General features: G+C 36.2%; 26 protein-coding genes. 24 read left to right on the forward strand and 2 right to left on the reverse strand.

Going from position 1 to position 24,319, the window contains the following annotated elements; all coding sequences use genetic code 11:
• Positions 1-74: 74 nt before the first annotated feature.
• From G6O73_RS03715 to G6O73_RS03750, 8 genes are all read left to right on the forward strand, one after another.
• Positions 75-1,127: a helix-turn-helix domain-containing protein gene (locus G6O73_RS03715; RefSeq protein ID WP_057885970.1), complete on the forward strand. Its 1,053-nt coding sequence runs from the start codon at positions 75-77 to the stop codon at positions 1,125-1,127.
• On the forward strand, positions 1,111-2,592 hold the full coding sequence (locus G6O73_RS03720; protein WP_057885971.1) for a RecQ family ATP-dependent DNA helicase: 1,482 nt from the start codon (positions 1,111-1,113) through the stop codon (positions 2,590-2,592). Before G6O73_RS03715 ends, G6O73_RS03720 begins: the two co-directional genes overlap by 17 nt.
• A 67-nt stretch (positions 2,593-2,659) precedes the next feature.
• Positions 2,660-3,295 (forward strand): LysM peptidoglycan-binding domain-containing protein, encoded by a 636-nt coding sequence (locus G6O73_RS03725; RefSeq protein ID WP_057885972.1) that lies wholly within the window; start codon positions 2,660-2,662, stop codon positions 3,293-3,295.
• Between the two features lie 33 nt (positions 3,296-3,328).
• A complete protein-coding gene (gene cmk, locus G6O73_RS03730; RefSeq protein ID WP_057885973.1) occupies positions 3,329-4,000 on the forward strand; it encodes a (d)CMP kinase in 672 nt (223 codons plus the stop codon).
• 89 nt (positions 4,001-4,089) lie between these two features.
• Complete coding sequence (gene rpsA / locus G6O73_RS03735; protein WP_057885974.1) at positions 4,090-5,301, forward strand: 30S ribosomal protein S1; 1,212 nt, start codon at positions 4,090-4,092, stop codon at positions 5,299-5,301.
• Positions 5,302-5,391: 90 nt separating this feature from the next.
• Positions 5,392-6,702 (forward strand): ribosome biogenesis GTPase Der, encoded by a 1,311-nt coding sequence (der, locus tag G6O73_RS03740; protein ID WP_057885975.1) that lies wholly within the window; start codon positions 5,392-5,394, stop codon positions 6,700-6,702.
• Between the two features lie 218 nt (positions 6,703-6,920).
• Positions 6,921-7,196: an HU family DNA-binding protein gene (locus G6O73_RS03745; protein ID WP_057885976.1), complete on the forward strand. Its 276-nt coding sequence runs from the start codon at positions 6,921-6,923 to the stop codon at positions 7,194-7,196.
• A 94-nt stretch (positions 7,197-7,290) separates the two neighbouring features.
• On the forward strand, positions 7,291-8,553 hold the full coding sequence (locus G6O73_RS03750; protein WP_057885977.1) for a tetratricopeptide repeat protein: 1,263 nt from the start codon (positions 7,291-7,293) through the stop codon (positions 8,551-8,553).
• Here the strand turns inward: G6O73_RS03750 and G6O73_RS03755 are convergent.
• On the reverse strand, positions 8,550-9,368 hold the full coding sequence (locus G6O73_RS03755; RefSeq protein ID WP_057885978.1) for a site-specific integrase: 819 nt from the start codon (positions 9,366-9,368) through the stop codon (positions 8,550-8,552). The genes G6O73_RS03750 and G6O73_RS03755 overlap by 4 nt on opposite strands.
• Before the next feature lie 97 nt (positions 9,369-9,465).
• The gene (locus tag G6O73_RS03760) at positions 9,466-9,798 is read right to left on the reverse strand and encodes a hypothetical protein (RefSeq protein WP_057885979.1); all 333 of its coding nucleotides are present in this window, start codon (positions 9,796-9,798) and stop codon (positions 9,466-9,468) included.
• A 169-nt stretch (positions 9,799-9,967) separates the two neighbouring features.
• Between G6O73_RS03760 and G6O73_RS03765 the strand changes: the two genes are divergently transcribed.
• The 16 genes from G6O73_RS03765 (at position 9,968) to dprA (ending at position 24,291) form a co-directional block, all read left to right on the forward strand.
• On the forward strand, positions 9,968-10,366 hold the full coding sequence (locus G6O73_RS03765; RefSeq protein ID WP_057885980.1) for a hypothetical protein: 399 nt from the start codon (positions 9,968-9,970) through the stop codon (positions 10,364-10,366).
• A gap of 276 nt (positions 10,367-10,642) precedes the next feature.
• Positions 10,643-10,948, forward strand: a complete 306-nt coding sequence (locus G6O73_RS03770; protein WP_057886222.1) for a hypothetical protein — start codon at positions 10,643-10,645, stop codon at positions 10,946-10,948.
• A gap of 77 nt (positions 10,949-11,025) precedes the next feature.
• Positions 11,026-11,910 (forward strand): YitT family protein, encoded by an 885-nt coding sequence (locus tag G6O73_RS03775; protein WP_057885981.1) that lies wholly within the window; start codon positions 11,026-11,028, stop codon positions 11,908-11,910.
• A gap of 141 nt (positions 11,911-12,051) precedes the next feature.
• Entirely contained in the window at positions 12,052-12,840 is a 789-nt protein-coding gene (dapB, locus tag G6O73_RS03780; RefSeq protein WP_057885982.1) for a 4-hydroxy-tetrahydrodipicolinate reductase, read from the forward strand.
• Positions 12,837-14,045 carry a CCA tRNA nucleotidyltransferase gene (locus G6O73_RS03785; RefSeq protein ID WP_057885983.1) on the forward strand — a complete coding sequence of 403 codons (1,209 nt, stop codon included), beginning with the start codon at positions 12,837-12,839 and terminating at the stop codon, positions 14,043-14,045. Before dapB ends, G6O73_RS03785 begins: the two co-directional genes overlap by 4 nt.
• Before the next feature lie 34 nt (positions 14,046-14,079).
• Positions 14,080-15,975, forward strand: a complete 1,896-nt coding sequence (locus G6O73_RS03790; RefSeq protein ID WP_057885984.1) for an ABC-F family ATP-binding cassette domain-containing protein — start codon at positions 14,080-14,082, stop codon at positions 15,973-15,975.
• 23 nt (positions 15,976-15,998) lie between these two features.
• Entirely contained in the window at positions 15,999-16,955 is a 957-nt protein-coding gene (locus tag G6O73_RS03795; protein WP_057885985.1) for a thymidylate synthase, read from the forward strand.
• Positions 16,956-16,969: 14 nt separating this feature from the next.
• Complete coding sequence (locus G6O73_RS03800; protein ID WP_057885986.1) at positions 16,970-17,515, forward strand: dihydrofolate reductase; 546 nt, start codon at positions 16,970-16,972, stop codon at positions 17,513-17,515.
• 280 nt (positions 17,516-17,795) lie between these two features.
• Positions 17,796-18,749 (forward strand): SGNH/GDSL hydrolase family protein, encoded by a 954-nt coding sequence (locus G6O73_RS03805; protein WP_057885987.1) that lies wholly within the window; start codon positions 17,796-17,798, stop codon positions 18,747-18,749.
• Between the two features lie 12 nt (positions 18,750-18,761).
• Positions 18,762-19,385 (forward strand): YpmS family protein, encoded by a 624-nt coding sequence (locus G6O73_RS03810; protein ID WP_057885988.1) that lies wholly within the window; start codon positions 18,762-18,764, stop codon positions 19,383-19,385.
• A gap of 14 nt (positions 19,386-19,399) precedes the next feature.
• Positions 19,400-19,624 carry a YozE family protein gene (locus tag G6O73_RS03815; RefSeq protein WP_057885989.1) on the forward strand — a complete coding sequence of 75 codons (225 nt, stop codon included), beginning with the start codon at positions 19,400-19,402 and terminating at the stop codon, positions 19,622-19,624.
• Between the two features lie 27 nt (positions 19,625-19,651).
• A complete protein-coding gene (locus tag G6O73_RS03820; RefSeq protein WP_057885990.1) occupies positions 19,652-21,082 on the forward strand; it encodes a S41 family peptidase in 1,431 nt (476 codons plus the stop codon).
• A gap of 104 nt (positions 21,083-21,186) precedes the next feature.
• Positions 21,187-21,741, forward strand: coding sequence for a signal peptidase I (gene lepB / locus G6O73_RS03825; RefSeq protein WP_057885991.1), 555 nt, complete (start codon positions 21,187-21,189; stop codon positions 21,739-21,741).
• 18 nt (positions 21,742-21,759) lie between these two features.
• Positions 21,760-22,626: a ribosome biogenesis GTPase YlqF gene (gene ylqF, locus G6O73_RS03830; protein WP_057885992.1), complete on the forward strand. Its 867-nt coding sequence runs from the start codon at positions 21,760-21,762 to the stop codon at positions 22,624-22,626.
• On the forward strand, positions 22,626-23,393 hold the full coding sequence (locus tag G6O73_RS03835) for a ribonuclease HII (RefSeq protein ID WP_057885993.1): 768 nt from the start codon (positions 22,626-22,628) through the stop codon (positions 23,391-23,393). Before ylqF ends, G6O73_RS03835 begins: the two co-directional genes overlap by 1 nt.
• Positions 23,394-23,433: 40 nt before the next feature.
• Positions 23,434-24,291 (forward strand): DNA-processing protein DprA, encoded by an 858-nt coding sequence (dprA, locus tag G6O73_RS03840; RefSeq protein ID WP_057885994.1) that lies wholly within the window; start codon positions 23,434-23,436, stop codon positions 24,289-24,291.
• The last annotated feature ends 28 nt before the right edge of the window (positions 24,292-24,319 follow it).

A 24,319-nucleotide genomic window follows, 5' to 3' on the forward strand; every position in this document is an offset into this window, starting at 1 on the left:
CTGTTTTTTTGTGAAAAAAATTAGTTGCTAACGTATAATTAAGTTAGGACTTTTATCCGAAAGGACAGAGTATAATGGCAGATCAACGAATTTTGTATTTTTTTTCAACTGTTCAAGCCCGACGTCCAGTAGTTATTAGACAATTACTAATTAACAAAAGAACTGTTTCTAACTTATTTTGGGGATTAGAATATCAGTTGCTTGATTGGCTTGCAGTTGCGCCCAACTTGAATAAAGTTTATTTTGAACAACAAATTGATCAGTTGCAACATTCAGAAAGTCTAAAAGTAGTTGAAAATGGAGTGATTTTGACTCCTAGTGGATTTCAGCAATGGCAAAAATATCAAGCAATTCACTACTGGCGGCAAGCACCGCTATTAGTTCAACAATACCAAGTTAGAGCTTGGGAGAAAATGCTGGCATTATTAATCCAAGTTTTTTCAGAAATGACTTATCATAATCCGCATTATTACGTTAATATTACTGATCCACAATTGCAATACTGGTTAAAGCGTTGGTTGCGACATTTTTCTAGGCAACAGTTGCAACAAGAATTTGTACAGACGTTAACAACATTCCTGATTCAAAAACCCCAGCTCGTTGCTGATGTTTTTTTAAATATGTTTTCCGGTCATCAAGTTGCGGGACAAACACTGTTGCAGCTACAACAGCAAACCGGGTGGACAGTTGGAGAATTAAATTGTTTATTGAGTGATTTTTCACTACAGTTAGCAGAAAAGCTTCTGACTCAAGGGCCTGCTTGGCAAGAATTGATAAAACTTTTTCGTTTGCCAAGTCGCTTAACGGCGAGCAGTGTCCGCAGTTATCAATTGTTTTTAAAGCGGCAAACGGTAGCAGAGATTGCCCGTCAAAGGAAACTTAAAGTTAGTACTATTCAAGAACATTTATTGGAAGCTGCTATTTTTGAAAACGATTTTCCGTATCAACACATATTGTCAACTGAGATTCAACGACAATTGCTCGTTTCATTTCCGCAATCTGATTTAGTAAATTGGAATTATCAAGTTGTTAACCAGTTAGGAATTCCATTTTTTCAATTTCGCTTATTTCAAATTCAGCAATTAAAACAAAAGAAAGGAGGCAACCTCCTTGTTAACAAAAAGTGAATTGTCAGCGGGTTTGCAGCGCTATTTTGGCTATCAATCTTTCAAACTAGGTCAAAGTGACACTTTGATGGCTTTAGGAGAGCAACATTGCGCGGTGGCAATTCTTCCAACAGGTACTGGTAAATCACTTTGCTATCAATTATATGGCTTGATGACTAAACAACCAGTCTTGGTTATTTCACCATTGATTTCTTTGATGCAAGATCAAGTCAAGGAATTAAAGTATATTGGTGAACATCAAGCGGCTGCATTGACTTCAATGTTATCTAAACAAGAAAAAAGATTTGTTTTGCGGCATTTAGCTGAGTATCATTTTATTTTTATTTCACCCGAGATGGCTTTACAGCCAGCAATGCTTCGTCAGTTGCAGCGTCTAAAGTTAGGTTTGTTAGTAATTGATGAAGCTCATTGTATTTCTCAATGGGGTCCGGATTTTCGTCCGGAATATTTGCAACTAGGTTTTTTGCGCCAACAACTACAGCAACCACTAACACTAGCTTTAACGGCTACTGCAACACCACGGGTAAAAAAAGATATTTGTAACTTATTATTTACTGCAGATGAGCAGGCTACAGTAATTGAGCAATCAGTTGATCGACCTAATATTTATTTGGCAGTTGAACCAGCGGAAAATATTGTCAAAAAAAATGAAAAATTGATTTATTTAATCCAACAATTAAAAACACCGGGATTAGTTTATTTTACTAGCCGTAAAGCAACCGAAAAATTTGCTCAGCTAATTTCAAAAGTTACTGATTTAAATGCCGCCGCCTATCACGCTGAACTAACTCAACAAGAACGTTTTGCTGTTCAACAGCAATTCATGTTGGGAAATTTGGATGTTGTTTGTGCTACCAGTGCTTTTGGAATGGGAATTAATCAAAAAAACGTGCGGTATGTTATCCACTACCATTTACCAACTGACTTGGAAAGCTATTTACAAGAAATTGGCCGTGCGGGTCGTGATGGTCAACAAAGCATTGCAATTTTGTTATATTCACCGGAAGATTTTGGTCGGCAACGGCAATTAAGTTTTTCAAATTTGCCCCAACCTAACGAGTTGAAAAACTATCAAACGGCAACTAAGCAACAACGGCAATATCTGATTCAAAATGAAACAAATTATCAGTTGATTGATTTTTATGCAACTCGAGGTTGGAATGTCGAACGACAACAGCAATTGTTTGATCAGCGAAGACAGCAAAAACGTCAACAGTTAAGCAGTTTGGAGACTTACTTAAAACTGACGACTTGTCGGCGGCAATTTATCTGTCACTACTTTGGTGAAGCAGGCAGTTCTATCCAGCATGATAGCAAATGCTGTCAGTTAGCTGAACAACCACTTGATTTAGATAAACTAAATTTGCGACGTTCAAACCTTAAAAAGTCAGTTAAGACTAATAAAATGCTCAGTTATCAGCAGCTATTAAAAAAAATGTTTTTGAATTTTGATTCACAACGATGACTTATTTATGTGAGAAGAACAGAATTATGGTAAAATAAAGTATCTTTTGTTTTAGGAGGGAGTAACGATGAATCGCAAGGATGATGATCAACAATCAAAGCCCTGGGATCGCACTTTTGCCGATGGACGTGATGATGATGGTAACTATTCACGGACGGCTAGTCGGAAAAAAGTTAAAGCAAGTTCAGTGTTAACTACCTCGTTACTGGTAATTTTTATTGCAATTATTATTGGAACGGTCGCACTTTACTTTGTTTCACAAAATAGTGCCAAGACCAGCAACAGCAGTAATGGTAGCAGCGTGGGAATTGTAGAATCTTCCAAGAAAAAAAAATCAAGCAGTTCCAACAGCCAAACAGCGGTCAAAAAAAGCAGCCAGAAAAAAAAATCAGCTGAAAGTCAGACTCAAAGTAACGTAACAGCTGCCAGCTCGACTACCGATACTACAGCCGAAAATGATGATCAAACAACGGCAACAAGTAGCTCAACTACTGAAGTAAGCAGTTCTAGTAGTTCGGTTTCGGAACAGGAACAAACATCCTCGACAAGTAGTGGTGCTAAATATGCTGAGGTGGGATCTGGTCAAGGAATTTACCGAGTTGCGGTTAATAACGGATTAACAGTTGCTGAATTAATCCAGTTAAATCCGGGATTGACTGAAAGTTCGGTTTTATCGCCGGGGCAGCAAGTTAGAATTAAATAAACTGTTACAGCAGGTTAAGGGAGTTTTTTTATAATGGGAACTAAATTACAGATTGCAATTGACGGCCCAGCATCAGCTGGTAAGAGTACTGTTGCCAAAAAAGTTGCGCATTTGTTGGATTATATATATTGTGATACTGGTGCGATGTATCGAGCAGTTACTTGGGCAGCACTCCAAAAAAATGTCTCATTAGATGATGATGTTGCCCTAAAAGAACTGCTGAGTGGCTTGAAAATTACTTTTAAGCCAACAGCCACTGAACAAAAAGTTTTTGTTAATGGTCAGGATGTAACCGAAGCGATTCGTTTGCCGTTAATCAGTCAAAATGTTTCAACAGTTGCTGCGCAAGTCAGTGTTCGGGAAGCTTTGACCAAACAGCAACAAAATTTAGCTTTGAATGGTGGAATTGTTATGGATGGTCGCGATATTGGAACGACTGTTTTGCCAGCTGCCGAAGTTAAGATCTTTTTAGTGGCAAGTGTAAAAGAACGTGCACTAAGACGTTACCGCGAAGATCAAGCCAAGGGAATCAGAATTACTTTAGCTGATCTTGAGAAAGAGATAGCTTTAAGAGATAAAAAAGATTCCAATCGCTTGATTTCACCGCTAGTTCAGGCTGAAGACGCAGTCAAGTTAGACACAACTAGTCTAACAATTGAGCAAGTGGTTACCAAAATTATGGAAATTATTAAAAAAAGCAAGTAATTTGATTGAAAAAAGCAATTTAACTGGAATTTATGTTTGATTTCAGCTAAAATAGTAATTAGAGTTAGTCGTTAAGGAGGACATGGTCCATGAGTGAAGCAGATGCAAACAAGGATTTATTAGAGGCACTAAACAGTGTAAATGAAGTTAAGATTGGTGACGTTGTTAAGGGTGAAGTTCTAGCACTTGATGATAACAAACAAGTAATTGTTGGTATTGAAGGCACCGGTGTTGAAGGGGTTGTTCCTTTTAAAGAGTTAAGTAACAAACCTGAAGAAGATGTTGAAGATGCAATTAAGATTGGTGATGTCTTTGACTTGGTTGTTATTTCAAAAATTGGTTCCGACAAAGAAGGCGGCAGTTACTTACTTTCACAGCGTCGCTTGGAAGCACGTAAAGTTTGGGACGAAATTGAGAAAAAATTTGAAGCAGGCGAGACAATTACTGCTCCAGTAACTCAAGTTGTTAAGGGTGGTTTAGTTGTTGATGCTGGTGTACGTGGCTTTATTCCGGCTTCAATGATTGAAGACCATTTCGTGGAGGATCTTAATCAATATAAAGGTCAGACACTTGAATTAAAAATTGTTGAAATTGAACCAAGTGAAAACCGTTTAATCTTATCACATAAAGAAATTGTTAAAGCTCAACGTGAAGCTAAAAAAGCTGAAACAATGGCCCAATTAACCGCTGGAGATGTTGTTGAAGGCAAAGTTGCCCGTTTAACAAGTTTTGGTGCTTTTGTCGATCTTGGCGGTGTTGATGGTTTAGTTCATGTTTCTGAAATTGCATTTGAACGAGTTGACAAACCAAGCGATGTACTAAAAGTTGGTCAAACTGTCAAAGTTAAGGTTTTAGCAGTAGATCCAGAAAAAGAACGAATTTCCTTATCAATCAAACAGACTTTACCTCAGCCATGGGATAAGGTTACTGAAGAAGTTGCTGAAGGTGACGTGATTGAAGGAACTGTCAAACGCTTAACGAGTTTTGGAGCTTTTGTTGAAGTATTCCCTGGAGTTGAAGGATTAGTTCATATTTCACAAATTTCACACAAACATATTGCTACTCCAAATGAAGTTTTGACTTCTGGAGAAAAAATCAAAGTTAAGGTTTTAACTGTTCATCCAGAAGAACATCGTTTGGGACTTTCAATTAAGGCTTTAGAAGAAAAACCAGCAGCTGGTACTAATGAAAATAAGAAACGTTCAACTGCTAAACCTGCTGTTACAGATGCACCTGAAGAAAGTACTGGTTTTACTTTAGGTGATTTGGTTGGTAACGAATTGAAAGATAGCGATAAGTAATTTAAATTACTAATTAGTTTTAGCTGGTGCAAAAGGCAGTGTTCTTTTGGACCGGCTTTTTTTGAGAATAAATTTGAAGGAGGGGATCAAGTGAGTGATCCGGTTGTTGCAATTGTTGGTCGACCTAATGTTGGTAAATCAACAATTTTTAATCGTATTGCGGGTGAAAGAATTTCAATTGTTGAAGACACTCCTGGAGTGACCCGCGATCGTATTTATGCGCACAGTGAATGGTTGGGCCAACGCTTTAGTTTGATTGACACCGGTGGAATTGATATAGGCGACGAACCATTTGTTACACAAATTCAAGAACAAGCTGAAATAGCGATTGATGAAGCCGATGTTATTATTTTAATTGTCAGTATCAAAGAGGGAATTACGGACGCTGATGAAAAAGTCGCGCGAATACTTTATCAAACCGATAAACCGGTGATTGTTGCCGTTAATAAAGTTGATAACCCGGAAATGCGTGCTGAAATTTATGATTTTTATTCCTTAGGATTGGGAGATCCTTTACCGATTTCGGGTTCACATGGAATCGGTTTAGGAGACTTGCTGGAAAAGGTTTGTCATTACTTTCCACAAAAGACGGTTGAATCAGACAGCGAGACAATTAATTTCAGCTTTATTGGTCGTCCCAACGTTGGTAAATCATCGCTCGTTAACGCCATTTTAGGTGAAAATCGAGTAATTGTTTCTAACATTGAGGGAACAACGCGTGATGCAATTGACACACCTTTTGAAACCGATAATGGTGAGCAATTTACAGTTATTGATACAGCGGGAATTCGAAAACGTGGGAAAGTTTATGAAAATACAGAAAAGTATTCCGTGCTACGCGCTTTACGAGCAATTGATCGTTCCGATGTAGTTTTAGTGGTTCTGGATGCCGCAACTGGAATTCGGGAACAAGATAAAAAAGTTGCTGGTTATGCACATGAAGCAGGCCGTGGGATTATTATTGTAGTTAATAAATGGGACGCGGTAAAAAAAGATAGTTACACAATGACAGAATTCGAAAAAATGATTCGTCAAGAATTTCAGTATCTTGATTATGCTCCAATAATTTTTGTTTCAGCGACCACCAAACAGCGGCTAAACCAGTTGCCTAAACTAATTAAGCGTGTTTCTGAGAATCAACAGCGCCGAATTAAGTCAGCAGTTTTGAACGATGTTTTAATGGATGCGATCGCCCGCAATCCAACACCGACAGAAAATGGCAAAAAATTAAAGGTTTACTATGGCACGCAAGTTGCGATTAAACCGCCAACTTTCGTGATTTTCGTTAATGATCCTGAATTAGTTCATTTCTCTTATGAACGTTATTTACGTAATCAATTTCGAGAATCATTTGACTTTCAAGGAACTCCATTGCATTTAATTGCTCGAAAGAGAAAATAATTGATGATTATAGTGGAAAATGACACTATTAATTTAAACTTATTTTAATTTGTACTTTATGAGATATTTTTAACCGCGAATTGAATAAAAAGCAGGACGAAAACCTTGTTATGTTAGGCTTTATATGCTATCTTATTAACAGAGATAATGATTTGTTAGTCATTGTTTCGTTATTTCATTTGAAATAACAATTATTCTTCTGTTGGGGAGGTGAAACCATGGCAAACAAAGCACAATTGATCGATACTGTTGCAACAAAAACAGGTCTAACCAAAAAAGATGCAACATCAGCTGTTGATGCTGTTCTTGATACAATTCAAGATCTTTTGAAGCAAGGCGAAAAAGTTCAATTAATCGGATTTGGTAACTTTGAGGTACGTGAACGTGCAGCCCGTAAAGGCCGTAACCCGCAGACCGGTAAAGAAATTCAAATTCCAGCAAGCAAAGTACCTGCATTTAAGCCAGGAAAAGCTTTAAAGGATGCTGTTAAATAAAGCAGCATGAATACTTACTTATTTCGTCAAAGTCGGGACTTCTGTTCCGGCTTTTTTATATCTTTGATCGGTTTAAAAAGAAGAGGTTTTAAATATGACACATTCTAAAAAAGTGCTCACGCTGATCAAAGTTGGTAACCATGATCAAGCAGAGCAAGAATTAGATCAGGCCTTAACTAAAGATCCGGCCGAAAATTTATTTGAGTTAGCAGAAAGTTTATTGGAACTGGGTTTTTCTGATTGGGCTCGAAAAATATATCAACAATTACTGGAACAGTTTCCCGAGGAAGATCAATTAAAGACTAGTTTAGCAGAAATTGCCATTAACAATGGGCAAGACGATCAAGCTTTAATCTATTTGAGCTCAGTTAAAGCGAGTTCACCGGCTTATTTAACGGCGTTATTGGTTGCGGCTGATTTATATCAGACACAAGGATTATTTGAGGCAAGTGAACATAAACTTTTATTAGCACACAAAATTGCTCCAACTGAGACAGCTGTCAATTTTGGACTAGCAGAATTATATTATGATATGAAAAACTATCGCTCAGCATTATCCTTTTACCTTGATTTGTTAAAGACCGGTCAGTTAGTTATTGCACAAGTAAACTTGGTTCAAAGAGTGGGTGCTTGTTACGCTGAGAGTGGAAGATTTGAACAGGCACTAGGATATTTAGAACAAATTCATCCAGAAGATCTAGCACCTGATAGTCTATTTCAATTGAGCTTTACTCAGTATGAATTAAAGCATTACGAAGATGCGATTAAAAGTTTTAATAAACTAAAAGAAAGTGTACCCGACTACACAACCTTGTATCCAGTTTTAGCGGCCGCTTATGAACAAGTGGGTCAACTAAAAGAAGCACTCTTGACAGCCCAAGAAGGATTACGAGTAGACCAGTACAATAGTAACTTATATTTACAAGCTAGTCGCTTAGCTTTGAAAATGCAACAAGCAGATCTAGCTGAAAAATATTTACGCCAAGCGTTAGCTTTTGATGAAGATAATTTGCAACTAATTACAGAATTGAGTAAGCTGCTTCAGCAGCAAAAACGCTTTTCTGAAGAAATCGATTTTTTAAAAAAGGTTAATCAAACATTGAGTGATCCACAATTAACTTTGAATTTAGGTCGAGCTTATGCAGCAGTTGAAAAAGACCAAGCTGCCTTAGAATGCTACCAGGCAGTTCAAACAGATTTAGCCAGTAATGCCGCCTATTGGCAGGAATTGGCCCCATTAGCTCGCCGGGCAGGCAATTTAAATCTAGCGAAACAGGCAGTAAAAAAATATTTACAAATAGTTCCTAATGATTTAGAAATGCTTGATTTACAAGCAGAATTGACAGATGATTTTTAAACTTGTTTAGTTGTTTCAGTTGAAAAACTAAGCAAACGATAATAGTTAAGGGAATTTAAATCTAAATGTAACTGTCGGCAGCAAGTTTGATTTGTTAACTGCCGATTTTTTTGCAAGAAGTTACAGATAGCTGCTGTTCGCAATTTTTGGGGAGTCAACGGGAAAGCAACTTGATCCTGATCACGCTGCAAGTATTTATGTAACGCTGGCAAAGTTAAACTGGGATTGTTAGAGTGACGCTGCTTAAGAAATAATTCCGAGCTATTTTGTCGTTGACAAAGCGGTTGGTGAAATTTTTCAAATTGCTGCATAAAGGACTGTTCAGCTGCGGTTAGTTTTTCAATTTGCCAGATTAAATAAAAACCGGGTTGAAGAAATTCAGTTGCAGCATAAAAGTGTGCAATTAAAAGTAAGGCTAGCCGTGTATAAAATGATAATTCCGAGTTGCTTAATAAGACAGGCAATTGATTTGACCAATTAATTGGCATAATTGCAGCAGATTTAATAGCGGCACCTTTCAAACTAAGTGTTGGCAAAGAAGAAATCAAATTAGCTTGGAAGAGAAAAATAAAGTATTGATTTAAATGAGATAAAATTTTATTGTAAGTCGTATCCGTAATGGAAGCGGCTTTTTTCATTTGAAAAAAATATTCCCGCAAATCAGATGTGGTAATTTGGTCGGGCTCAGTAGTTTCTAATTTATTGGTCATTGCGGTGAAAAAGTTAAGTAAATCATGCCGGTAGCTGAGAATAGTCGAACTGGCTAATTTCTGTTGAAATAGATGATTTTCAAAAACTGTTTGATAAGGATACAATTAATTCGCCTTCTTTGTTAATAGTACTTTGTTACCTTAACTTATATTACCACAAAAAAGAGCGCTGCAAAATTCGCAGCGCCAAAAACAATAAGACTTAAGGATTGGAAATCAGATGTTGCCCCGTTAGTGCAAAGTATTTAGCATCAATTGCAATTAACCGCAATTTTAAATCATTAGTCAATTTTAACTGATAAAAAGCTATTGCAAAAGTTGCCCCAAAAGCTAGAAAAGTTAATAAGTTTAGTAGATCACGAAATTTATTGATGAATGGATAATAAATAATTAAAATTGCTGCAATTAAGAAGAGAAACCAAAATTTAGCCGCGTACTTCTTAGCGACTTTTTGCTGCTGTGTTAATTGTCGATATAATTCGCTTAAGTATCGTATTTCTACTTGATTTGATTTTTTTTCGTCCGTAAGCTTCACCCTTTTCTATTAATCACTATTAGTATAGTAATTGATTTATAAGAAACTCTTAAAATATTCTCAAAAAAAGCAAAAAGTTGTTTAGAATTATTGACGAAATGATGTGAAATAAAAGTTCTCATTTACATTATGAACATATATTCGTATAATTTGCTTGAGGTGTTTTTAAATGAATAAAAATTTTAAGCCCAAAAATCTGTTAGGTCAGATTAAGGAAAAGGAAGCAGAAGACTTTTTTAAAAATTATTATCAAGACCGGGGTATGTTAAAGTGGCAAGGCTTTTTCTTAAGTGACCATACAGCAGCTTTAAGTAAAAAAGAACGATTAAAAAAATCTTCTTGTCGGCCACAACAAACTTTGACTTCAATTATGGAGTTGTTAATGCATAGTTGGCAAAGTAGAAAAGATATTGTGATTCAACTTAATCAAATTGATACTGATCAAGAAATTACCGAATTCCAAGGAGTTATCCAAGGCTTTGACGAAAAGCAAGTTTATTTGAAGATTAATCAACGTTTTCAAGCAATCGACATTAGCGAAATTCGGAATATTCATTTCATAGCATGATTAACATAGAACAACAACTTCCAACTTATATAATAACTATAGTAAAGTGAAATCTAGTTTGGTAGGTGATTTAGTTACGGCCAATATCCTACAAGAATATTGATTAGTCTGACTAACATGATAGTTAGAAATAAAACTGTGTATTCAAAATTGGAGTGACTCTTTTTAGCAATTTATAATATTGATTTAGGCTGCTTAATGATAGAATAAAAGGCTGGAAAAACTAATTGTAATAAAAACTTGCAATCAAGATTATTAATCATTAAAATTGCAACTATGCGTCACTATAATTTTGGGCATTTGGAGGATAGTATTTTGAAAGAGGAAAGTAAGTTTATTTTAATTTTAAGCCGAGTAGCAACAGTTTTAGCCGTTTTAATGTACATTTCTTATATTCCACAGATTATGAATAATTTGCAGGGAGATTATGGCAATCCAATTCAACCATTGGTGGCGGCTATTAACTGTTCCTTTTGGTCTATCTATGCTTATTTTAAAATAAATCGCGATTGGCCGGTTTTTTGGGCTAATATCCCAGGAGTTTTTTTTGGTTTAGCAGCTTTTATTACTGCATTACACTAATTAGAATATTTAATGAATGTTTATTGAAAGACTAAATTGTGATACTATCTGTTAGGAACTTAATTAGTGGAGGTGGAATGGTGGCTAATCAAGCAGAAAAAATTCATGGAGTTAATTTTTTAATGATAGCGTTGGGAACCAGCTTATATGCTTTTGGCCTAGTAATGGTTAATATTGCTAATAGTTTGGCTGAAGGTGGAGTTACCGGCATCACCTTGATTTTGCGCTATTGGTTTCAAATTGATCCAGCTTTGTCTACAATCTTGTTAAATATTCCCTTAATCATAATTGGTTATCGTTATCTCGGCAAAACGGCATTGACTTACACCATTTTTGGAATTGGCAGCCTATCATTTTTTATTTGGCTGTGGCAACGAGTCCCGTTATCAATTAACATTGATCATGATTTGTTTTTAGCTGGAATTTTAGCTGGGCTGATTGGTGGTTCAGGATCAGGACTAGTTTATCGTTTTGGAGGCACAACTGGTGGAACTGATATTGTGGCTCGTATTTTTGAACGTAAACGAGGTGTGGCGATGGGGAAAACATTGTTGACCATTGACTGCATGGTCTTGTTATTGTCATTAAGTTATGTTAGTTTGCGAAAAATGATGTATACGCTATTAGCATCTTACGTTTTTTCTAAAATTGTCAACTTTACCCTTGAGGGTGCTTATGCAGCTCGGGGGGCAATTATTATAAGTGGACAACATCAAGCAATTGCTAAAGATATTATTAGTAATATGAATCGCGGTGTTAGCTATCTTCAGGCAACTGGAGCCTATTCAAATGAGCCTCGCCAAGCCATTTATTGTGTTATCAGTCCCAATGAATTGATGGAACTAAAACATATTATCTCGCGTCATGATGAACACGCATTTGTGTCGATTTTAAGTGTAAACGAGGTCATTGGTGAAGGTTTTTCTTATGATACATCTAAGAAAAAAATTTTGCGTCGTTAATAGAATTTTAAAATTTCAATTAAAAGCAGATCTTGTTAGATCTGTTTTTTTACATTAACGATTAATTATCTTATCAAGATGCAAGCCTTCTGACAATCTGTTAAAATGAAAGAAACAGAATGAAAAAGAGGTTGATTTTTTATGGTAAAGATTCTGGTTGCTGGATTCAAAGGAAGAATGGGAAATACAACGGTTAAAATGGTTTTAGAGCACACGGGATTTGAGTTGGCAGCGGTTTTTGATCCACGAGCTGATGAAAAGAATATTAACGAGATTGCTGAATTTTCTCAACTGGATGTCCCGGTTTATCGAAGTCTAGCTGAAATTGATTGTCATGCGATTGACGTCTGGATTGATTTTACTTCGCCTAAAGCTGTATTTTCTAATGCGAAATTTGCTTTGCAACATAAAATTTCACCAGTTATCGGAACAACTGGCTTACAAGATGACCAAGTTGCTGAATTAAAGAAAATTGCTTCAGAGACTAAAACAGGTGGTTTAATCGCTCCGAATTTCGGGATCTCAGCTGTCTTATTGATGCAGTTCGCTCAACAAGCCGCAAAATACTTACCAGATGTCGAGATTATTGAAATGCATCACGATAATAAATTAGATGCTCCCAGTGGGACAGCAATTAATACGGCTAAGTTAATTGCTGAGGTTCGTCAGGAACACTACCAAGGAAATCCAGCTGAAACTGAAGCCTTACCCGGTGCACGCGGAGCAAATTACCAAGGAATGCGGATTCATAGTGTACGTTTGCCAGGATATGTTGCACATGAACAAGTCTTATTTGGCGGACCAGGAGAAGCTCTAACAATTCGGCAGGATTCTTTTGACCGAAGCTCCTTTATGTCTGGAGTTGCAGTTGCAGTCAGCAAAATTACTGATCAGCACAAGTTATTAATTGGGCTTGAGAATTTATTATGAAAATAACTGATTTACCTGAAATATTTCTTCAAGCTATGCCAATTTTAAAAAAAATTCAACAGGCAGGGTTTGAGGCTTATTTTGTTGGCGGTTGTGTGCGTGATTTATTATTAGGTAAAAAGCCTCATGATGTAGATATTGCAACTAGCGCTTATCCAGCAGAAATTAAGCAAATTTTCAAGCGGACAATTGATACTGGAATTAAACATGGAACAGTGACTGTATTGCAGCAAAAACAAGCTTATGAAGTAACCACCTTCCGTACAGAAAGTGGTTACCAAGATTTCCGTCGCCCAGATCATGTAACTTTTGTTCGTTCATTGAGCTATGATCTACAACGACGTGATTTGACAATTAATGCTCTTGCCATGGATTTAAATGGTCAGGTAATTGATTTATTTGACGGGGTTCGTGATTTACAAAAAGGGATTATCCGTGCTGTTGGAGTACCACATGAACGTTTTCATGAAGATGCTTTAAGAATGATGCGGACAGTTCGTTTTGCTAGTCAATTATCTTTTGTAATTGAACAGCAAACCCTAAAAGCTATTGCTGAAAACGCTGCTTTACTAAAGCATATTGCGGTTGAACGAATTCATGAGGAATGGCAAAAGTTATTATTGGGTAGTTATCCGCAAAATGGCTTACGACCATTAGTTGTGACTGAGCTTTATCGCTATTGCCCCGGTTTTAATGGTCAGGTAGCGGTTTTGCAAAAAATGATTAGTTTACCGCGCTTGAAATTCAATTCGGTTGCTGGTGGTTGGTGCTTATTTGGCTATTTGGCTCAATTTACCACTGGTGAAATGACGGAATTGTTACGCGCATGGAAAAGTTCAAATGATTTGATTAAGTCAGTCATCGTAGCTATGCAAGCTACTAAATTGTTAGAAAATAGTTCTCTGGGTGAGTGGCAAATGTATTCCTTGGGTTGGAAGGCAATTCAAATAGCCTGTGAAAACGTAACTTTATTAGGCAAAAAAAATCCGATGATTGAAATGCAACAAAAATATCAAAAATTACCAATTAATAATATTAAAGAACTGGCAATTAATGGTGGAACTTTAATTACTGAATTAAATTTAACCCCCGGACCGCAAGTTGGACAATTATTAGCCGATTTAGAAAAAGCGGTAGTTATTGGTCATTTATCGAATGTTAAAGAAGATCTCTTACAACAGGCAAGAATAATAATTAAAAAATAGCATAATTGCAATTTCAAATGAAAGTGTGGCCAATGTGCAAACATTAAGAGTCGAAAATTTAAGTAAAACTTATGGCGAAAAAGAGCTATTTAGTGAACTCAATTTGTTAATCAATGAACACGATCGGATTGGACTGATTGGGGTTAATGGTACCGGAAAAAGCAGTTTATTAAATGTTTTAGCCGGTTGCGATCAAGCAGATCAGGGAGAATTGATTAAACCTAATGATTATCGGATTGCTTACTTACGGCAGCAGCCACAACTAAATCCAACTGTATCGATTATGGAGGCCATTTTTAGTGGAGCAGCCCCAATTTTTAAAGCAACTCAAGAGTACGAACAGGCAGCAGCATTATATGGTGCCCATCCAAGTGATAAAAGAGTTGAACAGCGTTATTTACGGGCTGAAACTAAAATGAATCAACTTGATGCATGGGACGCTGAAAGTCAAGTTAAAACAATTTTGACACAGTTGCAGATTAATGACTTAAAACAAAAAATTTCAGAATTGTCAGGGGGACAAGAAAAAAGAGTTGGGTTAGCACAAGTCTTAATTCAAGATCCAGACCTACTGATTTTAGATGAACCTACCAACCAATTGGACTTTTCATCAATTAGCTGGCTGGAAGAGTATCTAAATAGTTTTAAGGGAGCATTATTAGTTGTCACCCATGATCGCTATTTTTTAGATCGAGTAGCTAAAAAAATCATTGAGTTAGATCATAGTCATCTTTACAGTTATCCAGGAAACTACCATGATTACGTTCGGCAAAAAGCTGACCGACTTGAAAATGAAGTTGAAGCTCAGCATAAACAAAATAAGCTTTATCAAAAGGAATTAGCTTGGATGCAGCATGGTGCTAAAGCGCGGAGCACGAAACAACAAGCTCGGATTAATCGTTTTGAAAATTTAAAAGAAAATTTAGCTACTAAGTCTACCGAGGAACAGGTCAATTTAGAATTAGGTCAGCAGCGATTAGGTAAAAAGGTTATTGAATTAAAAAAAGCTAAGTTGGTCATTGGCTCACATTTAATTATTGATCAATTGGACTTATTGATTCAGGCTGGTCAGCGAATTGGAATAACTGGAAAAAATGGTGCGGGCAAATCAAGTTTTTTGAATGTCTTAGCAGGTAAAATGCCACTTTCTGCTGGAAAATTGATTATTGGTCCGACAGTTAAGTTAGGCTATTACCAACAGCAGTTTGAAAAATTACCACAAGATCTGCGAGTAATTGATTATCTGAAAAAAGTTGCTCAGCAGGTTAAAGACCAAGCAGGAAATATATTGAGTGTTACACAGTTATTGGAACAATTTTTATTTCCAAGGTATATGCATGGAATTTTAATAAGAAAATTGTCTGGTGGCGAACAACGCCGTTTATACTTACTTAAAATTCTGATGCAACAGCCCAATGTCTTATTGTTAGATGAGCCAACGAATGACTTGGATATTCAAACATTAACTATTTTAGAAGATTACTTAGCCGATTTTCAGGGGACTGTCATTACAGTATCTCATGATCGTTATTTTTTGGATAAAGTTGCGCAAAAACTGTTACTTTTTGAAGGTAATGCGAAAATTGGGACTTTCGATGGCAAATTAACCGATTATTTGCAGCAACGGCAAAAAAAAGTTGAAAAGGTCAACGATAAGGGCTCTAAATTAGTTGATGAAAAAAACTTGAAAGAGAATAAAAAGACTGCTGAAAAGACAAAACTGACTTATGCTGAAAAAATTGAATTTAAACAGTTAGAAACAAAAATTGATCAATTAGAAAAGCAAAAAACGGGTCTAAGCCAGCAAATGACAAAAATTTCTGCTAGCGACTACAATAAATTAGCTGAATTGCAGCAAAATTTAGATCAATTGGATCAAGAAATTGAACAAAAAATGACTCGTTGGGAAGAACTAAGTCTATATGCATAATTTTATTTTAAAAGGAGAATAAAATGGCGATTGTCGAGACACCTTATTTAAAGCTGTTGCAAGACATTTTGCAGAACGGTCATGAAAAAAGTGATCGAACTGGGACAGGTACGCGCAGTCTGTTTGGTTATCAGATGCGTTTTAATTTACAAGCAGGGTTCCCCCTGCTGACTACCAAAAAAGTAGCTTTTGGCTTAGTTAAAAGTGAACTATTATGGTTCTTAAGAGGGGACACGAATATTCGCTTTTTACTTAAGCACAATAATCACATTTGGGACGAATGGGCTTTTAAAAAGTGGATTTCTAGTGCGGCTTATCAAGGGCCGAATATGAATAATTTTGGTCAACGTCGTTTACAAGATGCGACTTTTAATCAATTGTATTTACAACAGAAACAGAAATTTTGTGAAAGAATTTTGAATGATGATATTTTTGCTGAAAAATTTGGCAACTTAGGTGATGTCTATGGTGCGCAGTGGCGTCATTGGAAAACTCGTGATGGACAAGTTATTGATCAGATTCAAAATGTGATTGATGGAATTAAAAAAACACCTGATTCCCGCCGCTTAATTGTTACTGCTTGGAATCCAGAAGATGTGCCGCAAAGTGCGTTACCACCATGTCATACTTTGTTTCAATTTTATGTCAATCAAGGAAAGTTAAGCTGTCAATTATATCAGCGAAGCGCCGATGCCTTTTTAGGTGTTCCATTTAATATTGCTAGTTATGCGTTGTTAACTGCCTTAATTGCTCGTGAAACTGGTTTAGAACTTGGAGAATTTGTGCATACTTTAGGTGATGCACACTTATATTCAAATCATTTGGTTCAAGCACAAGAGCAATTAACTAGAAAGCCGCAATCAGCACCACAGCTGTGGTTAAATCCAGCAAAACATTCGTTGGCGGAATTTGAGGTGGCTGATATTAAAGTTACTGACTATCATCCAGCACCGGCAATTAAAGCGCCGGTAGCGGTCTAGAAAGGTAGAAAAATATGTTAGCTTATATTTGGGCAGAAGATCTCCATCATCAAATTGGTTTTCAAGGGCATTTGCCATGGTACTTGCCCGCGGATTTAGCTCATTTCAAACGAGTAACTCAAGGTTATCCAATGATTATGGGACGAAAGACCTTTGCTAGTTTACCAGGAATCTTACCTGGACGGCCGCATTGTGTTTTGACTAGTTCAAGTGAATACGATCAAAAATATGCTACCGATTCGCGAGTTAAAATTTTTCATACCACTAAGCAATTAGTAGCATTCAATCAAAGTGATAACCAACTGAAATTTATCATTGGTGGAGCTAGTTTATTTGCTGCCTTTGCGGATCAAGTTGATTTACTGTATGTTACTAAGATTGCAGCTGCATTTAAAGGTGATGTCAAAATGCCATCCCTGCCTTGGTCAGAATTTGATTTAATCTGGGCTAAAAAAGGGCGGCAGGATCAACAAAATAAATATCCGCACCAGTTCAAACTTTACAGTCGGCGAACTAGCAAATTGTCGCTTACTACTCTAGAAAAATATGCCAATAGTTAACAGGAGTAAATAGCTGATCGAATAGTTATGAAACAAGTAAACTATCACGGGCTGTTAATTAATAGCTGCTAAGTATTAAAGTTACTCAGTAACTAGCTAGAATTATTTTTTGCAATTTGATATTTTATTAAAATAATAAACTTTCACTAATTTTTGCTGATTTTTTAATTTCTAATGTGAATTTAATGGTAATTTTTGCTATACTTTAATTATTATAGTGAAATTTAGGCACTCAAAATATTTTAACAGATACTTCAAATTTTTTGAAAGGAATCTTAGATTGAAAATTTTAAAAACATGGTTGCAATTTTTAGCGATTTTGTTAAGTTTAACCTTGCTTGTTTTTGGTGGTTGGCATTTGCTTAACCAGAACAAGGGTCAATCACAGTCAACTGCCAAAACTAGCAACTCCGTTAAAAATACGGCAGCTGTGTCAAGTAAAACTAAAAAAATCAAAACGCAACAATTAAAATTAGTTGCTCTTGGCGATTCGTTAACACAAGGCGTAGGAGATACGACCAATCAAGGTGGTTATGTCGGCTTGATTCAGCAAAAGTTGACAGCTTTGCCGCATCTTAAAGTTCAAACCTTGAATTATGGAAAGGCTGGCGATCGTAGCGATCAGATTTTGCAACGGCTACAGGCCTCACAAACAATTCAGCAACAAGTAAAGCAAGCAAATGTAATTGTCATGACGGTGGGTGGAAATGATTTGATGCAAGTTTTTGAAAAGCAGTTTTCGAATCTCACAGACAGTCAATTGGCAGCAGCGGTTGCATCATCACGTAAAATCTATCAAAACAAGGTTAATCAACTGTTGCAGCAAGTCAGAGCGTACAATTCGACTGCACCAATTTTTGTTTACTCGGTTTATAATCCATTTTATGTATACTTTCCTAAAATTCAGCAATTTCAAAAATATACGGAGCTTTGGAATACAACCACTAAACAAGCAGTTGCTGAAATAAAAAATGCTTATTTTGTCAATATTGATCAACGAATGTCAACTGGTCAATACTATAAAAACACCAAACAATTACAGCAAACTTCGGTAACTGACATTACGACTTTAAATGAAACCAAATTAAATCAAGTATTCAGCGATAAAGAAGAAAAAAATCATTATTTATCATCAGCCGATCATTTTCATCCTAATTTAAAAGGTTACCGCTATATGACCAGCCGTTTGTATCAAGTTATGTTGCAACATGAGAAAACTTGGCATAAATCATAGGGGGGAGATATTTTGCGACGAGCAAAAGAGCCAACTAAAAAAGTGGGTAGAAAATACAATTATTGGAAATGGGCTTTTATTGGTCTGTTGGCAATTATATTGGGCAGTGGCCTTTATTTGATTCAGCAAATAACAGCTCCTAACCAACAAGAACAAGCAATAACTCAGAAAACCAGTTCACTCAAACAGCAAGCTACAATCAACGTTGAGATGAATAAGCGGCAATTAAACGCAGCTATTAACTATTATCTAAAACGTCAACAAAAACATGAGAAGATTAAGTATCAGTTTTATGTTGACCAAGCTGCTGTTTTAGTGGGAACAACTAAGTTATTGGGACAAAGTGTTTCTTTTTCCTTGTATACGGAACCAACTGTTACTAGTCAAGGAAATATTTTACTGCATGCTAAAAGTGTTGCGATTGGAACTTTAAATGCACCACCAAAGTTTATTTTAAGTTATATCCAGAAAAACTATAATTTAGGTAAATGGGTTACAATCAATAGTAAGCAGGAAACAATTCGGCTTAATTTGCGCCAAATTAAGGGCTTTCACGGTATTAGCGTTCGGGCACAAAAAATTGATTTGACTAAGAATCAATTTAAATTCAAAGTTGATGTACCTTTTAAAAAATAATTTAGGAGGCAAGAATGTATCGTAAAAGTTTTTATCAGTATTTAATGACCGAACGTAACGCTAACAGTTCAACTGCTTTGGCACAATTTGCTAATAGTGCTTTTTTTGATCAAAGTTTTCCTAAACAGTCAGATAACTATGATGAAATATCCAATTATTTAGAATTAAATGCAGGATATTTACCGTCTATGACTATTTTTGACCAAGCATGGCAACAGTATTTGGAAAAAATGGAATAAATTAAATAAGTTTGCGAGGAATGGACTATGTTTAAGCAAAAAAAGACGAAAACGGCCAAACGTTTTGGCTGGTTGACAATTATTTGCAGCAGTTTAACCTGTTTGATAGTTGGCGGCGGAATTGTATTTCTTTTCATGAACCATCAATTACAAGAAGCAGAGGCAACGAATCAATCTTTAGGTAAGATTAGTACTGTCTATTCAGCTTTGTATAACAATTATTATAAAAGTGTTAGTCGTACTAAGTTAGTTAATGGAGCACTAAATGGTATGGTAGACTCGCTGGGGGATCCGTTTTCTGAGTATATGTCAAAATCGGAAACAGAGTCGTTGAGTAATACAATTTCCAGTAGCTTCACTGGCATTGGTGCTGAAGTTCAAAAGAGCGGCTCACATATCCAAATAATCTCACCAATCAAAGGAACCCCAGCAGAAAAAGCTGGTTTAAAGGCTAAAGATATTATTGAAAAAATTGATGGGAAATCAATTACGGGTTATTCCGTGAATAAAGCGGTATCGTTAATTCGTGGTAAAAAGGGAACTAGTGTAACTTTGACAATTAAGCGTGGAGATCAATCCTTTACGAAGACTTTGAAGCGTGCAACGATTCCGGTTAAGACGGTTAGTGGTAAAATTGTTAAGAATCATCCAACAGTCGGTTATGTTCAAGTTTCAACTTTTTCTGAAAATACCGCTAAGGAATTTAAAGCTGAGTTAAAGAGCTTGCAGAAAAAGGGAGCTAAGTCGTTTATAATTGACATGCGAGATAATCCGGGTGGCTTGATGGACCAAGCTTTAAAGATGTCTTCAATTTTTGTTAAAAACGGGAAGGTTTTATTGCGTGTCCAGCAAAGAACCGGGGCACAACAAGTTTACCGTGCAGGTAAAAAATATGATAGTGGCTATAAGATAACTGGTAAAACGGTTGTTTTAATTAATAGCGGTAGTGCGAGTGCGGCTGAAATCTTTTCTGCAGCATTGCATCAATCAGCTGGTGATCAATTAATTGGGACTAAATCTTATGGTAAAGGAACAGTTCAAAACACTTTACCATTTAGTGATCAAACTGAGTTGAAGATGACAATTGCTAAATGGCTGACGCCAAATGGCGATTGGATTAATCATAAGGGATTACAACCAACCATTAAAGCCGACTATCCAAGTTACGCTTATCAAACGGCTATTGACACTCAAAAAACCTATCAGCAAGGACAAGTTTCGAATCAAATTAAAAAAATGCAGGTGTTGTTAAACGCAATGCAATATAGTGCGGGGCAAGCTAACGGATACTTTAGTGATCAAACTGTGGCAGCTGTCAAGAAATTTCAGCAGGACAACAAGTTAACAGTTTCTGGTAAAGCAGATGCCCAGACTATTAATAAATTAGAAGAAAAGGTTGCCGAACAAATTAGTCAACGTGATAATGCTTATCAAGCAGCTATTAATGTTTTGAAATAGAATTAGTTAAAAATGGAACGGTAACGTTCCATTTTTTTGAGTAAATTTCTGTTAAAATAACTTTAGGCAAACTAATTGGTAGCGACTCTTTTTAGGAGAAGTTAATGAGACTAAAGTATAAAATTAATGTAAGTCACTTGAAATACTGGATAGCTATAGTCTTTTGGGCCTTGTTAGTGGCGGTTATTATCAAATCTTTTTTGCTGGTTCCAATTCAAGTAAACGGAATTTCTATGGAGCCGACTTTGCATTCAAAAGAAGAAATGCTGATTACTTTACCCGGAAAGATTAAACGGTTCGACATCGTGATAATTAAAACACCTGACCATGTTACTTATGTTAAACGAGTAATTGGGTTGCCAGGTGATACATTAAAGTACAAAAATGATCATTTATATATAAATCGGCAAAGAATCAGTGAACCATTTATTAGTCGCGAAATAGCCGATAAAAATGAAAACTATACATCAGACTTTACCTTGAAAGAATTAACGGGCTTAAATAAAATTCCGCGCAATCAATATTTTGTTTTAGGTGACAATCGTCGAATTAGTAAAGATTCACGGACGATTGGCACAATTGAGGGTAGTTGGATCGTAGGCAAAGCAATTTTGATTTATTGGCCGCTTAATTGTTGGCGCTGGCTGTATAAGTTTTAGAAATACGGAGGAATTAAAATGAGTAAAATTCAATGGTATCCAGGACATATGGCAAAGGCTATCCGTCAAATAAAAGAGAATTTAAAAATGGTTGATTTAGTTTTAGAATTAGCTGATGCTCGTTTACCAGAATCATCAAGAAATCCATTGGTGCAAGAACTGATCCAAAATAAGCCAAGTCTGCTGTTGCTGACAAAAAAAGATTTGGCAGATCCAACCGAAACTCAAGGATGGGTCAATTATTATCAAACACAACAACAACCAGTTTTAGCAATTAATAGTTTACATGATCGTGCAAGTGTAATAGAGAAAAAAATTCAGTCGGTTTTAGTTGAAAAAATTGCTAAGCAGCAGCAACGAGGAATCCAGAAAAAGCGATTGCGAGTCCTATGTCTAGGAATCCCCAATGTTGGTAAATCAACTTTACTGAATCAATTGGTGGGTAAAAAGGCGGCACAAACTGGTAATCGTCCTGGAGTAACTAAAGCTCAGCAATGGCTTAAAGTAGGTAAAACTTTGGATTTATTAGATACACCCGGAATTTTATGGCCTAAGTTTGAAGATCCTTTGATTGGACAGAAGCTAGCTTTAACCGGTGCAATCAAAGACACTTTATTTGCCGCTGATGATATTGCTCTGTTTGCTTTGGAATATTTTGAACAAAAGCAGCCAACTCAATTATTAGAACGCTATCATTTAAAGAAAACTGATCTCCAAATGGAATTACCAGAATTGCTATTGCTAATTACGCAAAAAATTGGGTTGCGTGACGATTATGAACGTGCAAGTCAACGAATTATCTTTGATTGTCGTCAAGGAAAATTGGGACGCTACACCTTAGATCAAGTACCAAAATTGGTGGAAAAATTGGATGAAAGTAAATAATGGAAAATAAGCAAACAATTAGAGATATAAAAAGTTTATTAAGACAAACTCCAAGTGAGGCGCAACTTGACAGGTTCAAAAATGATTCACGAAAAGGCGTTCAACAACTGTTAGAAAAATTTTATCGGTGTCAGTTAAAACAAAAGCAACAGCAAGAAAGGTTTGATGAACGTTTCAAATATGAGCGAACTTTTTGGGAGGAAAATAAGATAGTTGCTGGTATTGATGAAGTTGGACGGGGACCGTTAGCAGGCCCAGTTGTTGCAGCCGCAGTTATTTTACCGCCGGACTTTGCAGTTTATCAAGTTAATGATTCCAAACAGTTGAGTCATAAACTGCGGGAAAGTTTGTATTCACAAATTTTGTTGCAGGCCCAAGCAGTTGGAATTGGAGTAGTAGATAACACAAAAATTGATCGATTGAATATTTATCAAGCAACCCGTGTAGCAATGAAACAAGCAGTTAACAATTTATCGATTAAGCCCCAACAGCTAATTATAGATGCAATGCAAATTGATTCGCCTATTTCGCAATTAGAATTAATTAAAGCAGATGCTCAAAGTAACAGTGTAGCGGCGGCCAGTATTGTAGCTAAGGTTTGGCGTGATCATTTGATGGAGTTTTATGATCAAATCTATCCGGGTTATAGTTTTTCAGCTAATGCGGGATATGGAACTGCAGCTCATCTATTAGGGTTAAAAGAGCATGGAGTTACTCCAATTCATCGCCAAACATTTGCACCAGTGACAAGTTTTTTAAAAAGTTAGGCCTTTTGCGTAGTTTAAACTATGTAGGAGTGAGTTAATAATGAAACAACAAGAATTGCTTTTAAGAATGCGTCTATGTCCAGCTATTTCACCGGTTACTCTAAAGAAAACAGCAGTATATTTCCAGCAAGCAACGAAAATTAATCAAACTCAGATTATTGATTTGTTGCACCAACCTAATACAAGCTCTAGCTGGTTATGGCAGCAATTATTTTTGCCTGAAATTAATCAGCAAATCCAATTAAATTTGAAATATAGTTCAGTTATGACAATTTTGGATGATGAATATCCAGCTCAATTACGAGAAATTTATGATCCACCAATAATCCTTTTTTATCAAGGTGATTGGGGATTGACACACCAGTCACATCTTTTGGGAGTTGTAGGCTCAAGGAAACACTCAGCTTATGCGCCATTGGTGATCAACCAATTATTAACCGTATTGCTAGAACGTGGTTTAGTTACGGTGAGTGGCTTAGCAGCCGGGGTAGATCAACTAGCCCACCAGTGTAGTTTGAATGCTGCTAAACCAACAATTGCAGTTATTGGAAACGGCTTAAATATTTATTATCCCAAGTTCAATCGACAATTGCAGCAAAAGATTGCAATTAATGGTTTGTTAATTAGTGAATATAGTTTTAATGAACGACCGCTACGGCATCATTTCCCAGCTCGTAATCGAATTATTGCTGGACTAGTTTCAAATTTATTAGTAATTGAGGCCCAACATCATAGTGGCAGTTTAATTACTGCTAATTTGGCATTGCAAGAAAATCGGAATGTCTTAGCTGTTCCCGGTCCAATTAATTCTTTATTTTCACAAGGAACTAATGAGTTGATTGCAGCCGGTGCAAAGCCAATTTTGCAGCCACTAGATATTTGGGAAGAATTTCTTTGAGCTTGACAAATCGGGTTAATGTAGCATA

This window comes from Liquorilactobacillus nagelii DSM 13675 (genome assembly GCF_019444005.1).
In the GTDB taxonomy this organism is placed as follows: domain Bacteria; phylum Bacillota; class Bacilli; order Lactobacillales; family Lactobacillaceae; genus Liquorilactobacillus; species Liquorilactobacillus nagelii.

What these genes read in the sequence shown, in the direction of transcription:
- G6O73_RS03715 (WP_057885970.1), top strand. Translation starts at nt 75, where the DNA reads ATGGCAGATCAACGAATTTTGTATTTTTTTTCAACTGTTCAAGCCCGA.
- G6O73_RS03725 (WP_057885972.1), top strand. Translation starts at nt 2,660, where the DNA reads ATGAATCGCAAGGATGATGATCAACAATCAAAGCCCTGGGATCGCACT.
- cmk (WP_057885973.1), top strand. Translation starts at nt 3,329, where the DNA reads ATGGGAACTAAATTACAGATTGCAATTGACGGCCCAGCATCAGCTGGT.
- rpsA (WP_057885974.1), top strand. Translation starts at nt 4,090, where the DNA reads ATGAGTGAAGCAGATGCAAACAAGGATTTATTAGAGGCACTAAACAGT.
- G6O73_RS03745 (WP_057885976.1), top strand. Translation starts at nt 6,921, where the DNA reads ATGGCAAACAAAGCACAATTGATCGATACTGTTGCAACAAAAACAGGT.
- G6O73_RS03750 (WP_057885977.1), top strand. Translation starts at nt 7,291, where the DNA reads ATGACACATTCTAAAAAAGTGCTCACGCTGATCAAAGTTGGTAACCAT.
- G6O73_RS03765 (WP_057885980.1), top strand. Translation starts at nt 9,968, where the DNA reads ATGAATAAAAATTTTAAGCCCAAAAATCTGTTAGGTCAGATTAAGGAA.
- G6O73_RS03770 (WP_057886222.1), top strand. Translation starts at nt 10,643, where the DNA reads ATGCGTCACTATAATTTTGGGCATTTGGAGGATAGTATTTTGAAAGAG.
- G6O73_RS03775 (WP_057885981.1), top strand. Translation starts at nt 11,026, where the DNA reads ATGGTGGCTAATCAAGCAGAAAAAATTCATGGAGTTAATTTTTTAATG.
- dapB (WP_057885982.1), top strand. Translation starts at nt 12,052, where the DNA reads ATGGTAAAGATTCTGGTTGCTGGATTCAAAGGAAGAATGGGAAATACA.
- G6O73_RS03785 (WP_057885983.1), top strand. Translation starts at nt 12,837, where the DNA reads ATGAAAATAACTGATTTACCTGAAATATTTCTTCAAGCTATGCCAATT.
- G6O73_RS03795 (WP_057885985.1), top strand. Translation starts at nt 15,999, where the DNA reads ATGGCGATTGTCGAGACACCTTATTTAAAGCTGTTGCAAGACATTTTG.
- G6O73_RS03800 (WP_057885986.1), top strand. Translation starts at nt 16,970, where the DNA reads ATGTTAGCTTATATTTGGGCAGAAGATCTCCATCATCAAATTGGTTTT.
- G6O73_RS03815 (WP_057885989.1), top strand. Translation starts at nt 19,400, where the DNA reads ATGTATCGTAAAAGTTTTTATCAGTATTTAATGACCGAACGTAACGCT.
- G6O73_RS03820 (WP_057885990.1), top strand. Translation starts at nt 19,652, where the DNA reads ATGTTTAAGCAAAAAAAGACGAAAACGGCCAAACGTTTTGGCTGGTTG.
- lepB (WP_057885991.1), top strand. Translation starts at nt 21,187, where the DNA reads ATGAGACTAAAGTATAAAATTAATGTAAGTCACTTGAAATACTGGATA.
- ylqF (WP_057885992.1), top strand. Translation starts at nt 21,760, where the DNA reads ATGAGTAAAATTCAATGGTATCCAGGACATATGGCAAAGGCTATCCGT.
- G6O73_RS03835 (WP_057885993.1), top strand. Translation starts at nt 22,626, where the DNA reads ATGGAAAATAAGCAAACAATTAGAGATATAAAAAGTTTATTAAGACAA.
- dprA (WP_057885994.1), top strand. Translation starts at nt 23,434, where the DNA reads ATGAAACAACAAGAATTGCTTTTAAGAATGCGTCTATGTCCAGCTATT.